Source organism: Shinella sp. SUS2 (assembly GCF_001262505.1).
Lineage (GTDB): Bacteria > Pseudomonadota > Alphaproteobacteria > Rhizobiales > Rhizobiaceae > Shinella.
Map to the genome: position 1 here is coordinate 1 of NZ_KQ410806.1, position 3186 is coordinate 3186.

General features: G+C 67.5%; 3 protein-coding genes. 1 reads left to right on the forward strand and 2 read right to left on the reverse strand.

The features are described from left to right. Positions 1-1368: GumC family protein (locus AKG11_RS33225; protein ID WP_050747114.1), on the reverse strand; the 1368-nt coding region annotated here is incomplete at its 3' end. Between AKG11_RS33225 and AKG11_RS33230 the strand changes: the two genes are divergently transcribed. Then, positions 1367-1594 carry a hypothetical protein gene (locus tag AKG11_RS33230; RefSeq protein ID WP_050747115.1) on the forward strand — a complete coding sequence of 76 codons (228 nt, stop codon included), beginning with the start codon at positions 1367-1369 and terminating at the stop codon, positions 1592-1594. The genes AKG11_RS33225 and AKG11_RS33230 overlap by 2 nt on opposite strands. A 158-nt stretch (positions 1595-1752) precedes the next feature. Here AKG11_RS33230 and AKG11_RS33235 read toward each other — a convergent pair whose 3' ends face one another. Further along, positions 1753-3084 (reverse strand): lipopolysaccharide biosynthesis protein, encoded by a 1332-nt coding sequence (locus AKG11_RS33235; RefSeq protein ID WP_024271633.1) that lies wholly within the window; start codon positions 3082-3084, stop codon positions 1753-1755. Positions 3085-3186: the final 102 nt, after the last annotated feature.

Genomic DNA, 3186 nt, shown 5'->3' on the forward strand with positions numbered 1-3186 from the left:
ATTCCCTGCGATATTTGTATTATTTTTGTCGTTTTTGATTTCGCGCCAGATGCCCTTTGCGATTGCGATTGTCAGGCCGATGGCTGCGCCGGTTATTGCGCCGATGACGAGGAGGACGGCGAGGCTTGGGGGCCAGGATCGGTTCTGGGGCGGCAGGGCGGTCGAGATGACGCGGATGTTCGTGGTGTCGAGCTGGCCGCGCTCGTTCAGCTGCTGGGCGCGGGCGAGGAAGGCCTCGTAGACGGCGGCCTTGGACTGGGCGTCGCGCTCGAGCTCGCGCAGCTGGACGAGGGCCTCGTTGTCGGTGAAGACGGTGGCGCTCTGGCTGGAGGAGCGGGATGTCAGGGCGGCAAGGGCGGCCTGGGCGCGGTCGAGCCGTGCCTTTGCGGCGACGCGCAGGCGGCCGCTTTCCGCCGCGATCTGGGTTTCGAGGGCCTTTGCCGCCGACTGCAGCCGGGCGATGACGGGATGGCGGGCGCCATAGATGATCGACTGCACGCCGAGCTGCTGCTGGGTCTGGGCATATTGCGTGCGCAGGGCGGCAAGCGTTGCGGTCTCCGGATTGTCGGCGCTGGCGAGGGTGGCGCGGCCGGAGACGAGCTCCTTGTAGGCGGCCTCCTCGGCGATCACCAGGCGCTGGGCTTCCAGGACCTGGGTGTTGAGCTGGTTCAGCGAGGTCTGGCTGGTCAGTTCGCCGGCCACGCTGGGCTGCAGCCCCTTCTCGCGCTTGTAGGTCTCGACCTGTTCCTCGGCCTTGTTGACGGCATCCTTGAGTTCGGAGAGGCGATCCTCCAGGCCCGTGACCGAGCGGCTGGCGCCGTCCGATTCGGCCTTTGCCAGTTCCTTTCGGAAGGAGGCGATCATCGTCGCGGAGATGTCGATCGACTTGGCCGCGTCCTCGGTGGTCACGGCAAGGGAGGCGACGAAGGACCGCTGGTCACTCTCCACCTTCACGCGCTTGCGCAGGTTGGCGACGGCGATCACGGTGGGGTCGCCGGTCGCGTCGGCCGGCACGAACTCGCGGTCCCGAACGAGGTCGAGATCCTTGACGACCTGGGAGAGCACGTTGCCCGAGCTCAGCACGCGCAGCTTGCTGGCGGCCGCGAGCATCTGCCCGTCGAGCTGGCCGGCACTGGCATAGAGATCCTCGTTGACCACCTTGAGGCCGGCGGGATCGACCAGCACCTCGGAGGTGGCGGTGAAGCGCGGCTTGACGAGGAACACGACGGAGGCGCCGGCAAGCGCGCCGATCAGGGCAAGGCCGGCGATGACGAGCCAGCCCTGCCGGATCCAGTCGTAGAGGTGCTGGACATCCAGCGCGAGGAAGGCGCCGCGCCGCTCGACGGCCGACGGATGACGGCCGGGCATGGCGAGGGGAACCGATGACGATGTCGAGGCGGCCGTGGACGCTGCCGTTGCCGTCGCGGAGGACGACGTGGACGTGGACGTCGATGTGGACGCCGGGGAGGATGCGGACGCGCGGTCGGACGGGACGAGCTGGTTCAGCAGGGAGCTGCCGCGCGAGGATGACCGTCCCATGCGGCCCCTCACGGCGCCGGAAGGGTACCTGTCGGATATGTTGCTCATTCCGTAAAGTCCTGTCTTGCTTCGCGCGCCGGTCGGCGTGCGCCATGCGGGGGGATCGATTCGCGCGCGTCCATCCTGCCGGCTGTTGGTAAATTTGCGGTTTACCATAATGGCACGCGCCTCTTCGGGAGAGGTCCGGCCCGCCCCTGCCGGACGCGGGCTCCCCTATCGGGCGAACCAGGTGCGCAGCATGCCGGGCAGGCGCACCAGGGCCAGGCTGGCATAGTGCGGGTCGAGCATGACGGGCCTGCCCATCTCCCTTGCAAGGCGCAGGGCCAGGCCGCCGTCGCACACGACGATGCTGGCGCAGATGGCGGCGGCCATGCCGATCGTGCCGAAGGCGTAACCGAGCACGATGCAGCCGGTCACCATGACGACGAAGCTGTAGGTGAAGTAGCGCCGGACCAGCGTCTGGCGCTGCGTGACGAGGAAGTTGTTGCCGGCCAGGCTGAAGGCGGCGTTGACGGTCACGCCGGCACAGATCAGGAGCATCGGCCAATAGGCATCCTGATAGGAGGGCGGGAAGAACAGGTCCAGCACCATGCGCCCAAACAAGAACAGGAAGATGAAGGCGGCGAGCGCCGGCGTGAAGGCAAGCCAGGAGCTCTGGGCGAGGAGCTGGCGGTAGGCCTCGCGGTCGGATCCGGCATGCAGTTTTGCGAACATGGGCGTGAAGGTGGTGGAGACGCCCTCGGTGAACAGCGAGGGCAGGATGCCGAAGCGGCGGGCCACGTCGAGGATGGCGGTTGCGGCGGGGCCGAGGAGGAAGAGGCTGAGATAGGCCGGCACGCGCTCGGCCGTTCCGCGGACCACGAGGGCCTGCCAGATCTGGAAGGCATCGCGCACGGTCTCGCGCCGCGCGGTCCCCGACAGGCGCGCGGCAAGGTCTATGCCGCAGCGAAAGCGCAGGACCGCCTGGAGGCCGGTGACGAGCCAGGCGGAGATGGCGTGCACGACGACGGTGATCTCCAGGCTGAGCTTGCCGTGCCAGGCCAGCAGGGAGAGGATGGACAGGGACAGGGCGTGGAGGCCGACCGCTTCGGGGAACTGCGACTGGAGGGGGCGTCCGAAGCCGCGCAGCTGCGCGCTGAGCAGGCCGTTCATCATGTAGGCGGGCGCGGCGAGCGACGTCGCGGCGACGACCAGCGGCGAGATCGGCCCCGTCCCTGTATCGACCGCCAGCCGGAAGAACAGGGCGGTGCAGGCCGCCACGAGCGCCCCGCCGGCCATCACGGCCAGCATGGCGAAGTTCGAGATGGACTGCACCCGGGTGTTGTCGGCATCGGAGGAAAAGGTGGCGATGTCGCGCATCGAGACCTGGTCGAAGCCCATGGGCCCGAGGCCGCGCGCCAGCCCCCAGAACACGTAGATGGCCGAGAAGATGCCGACCTCGGCCATGGGGATCGTGTTGGCCAGCAGCACGATGATCAGAGCCTGGAAGACGATACCGACCACACGCAGCGCGATCACATAGAGCGAGATCAGGGAAAAGTGCATGGACACATCCAGGTTTGGCTCCGCGCCGTTCGATGCGAACCTGCACGACAACGGTTGGCGAACCCTTAAACCACACTCGGCCAAACACCAGCGTCAGGAAAA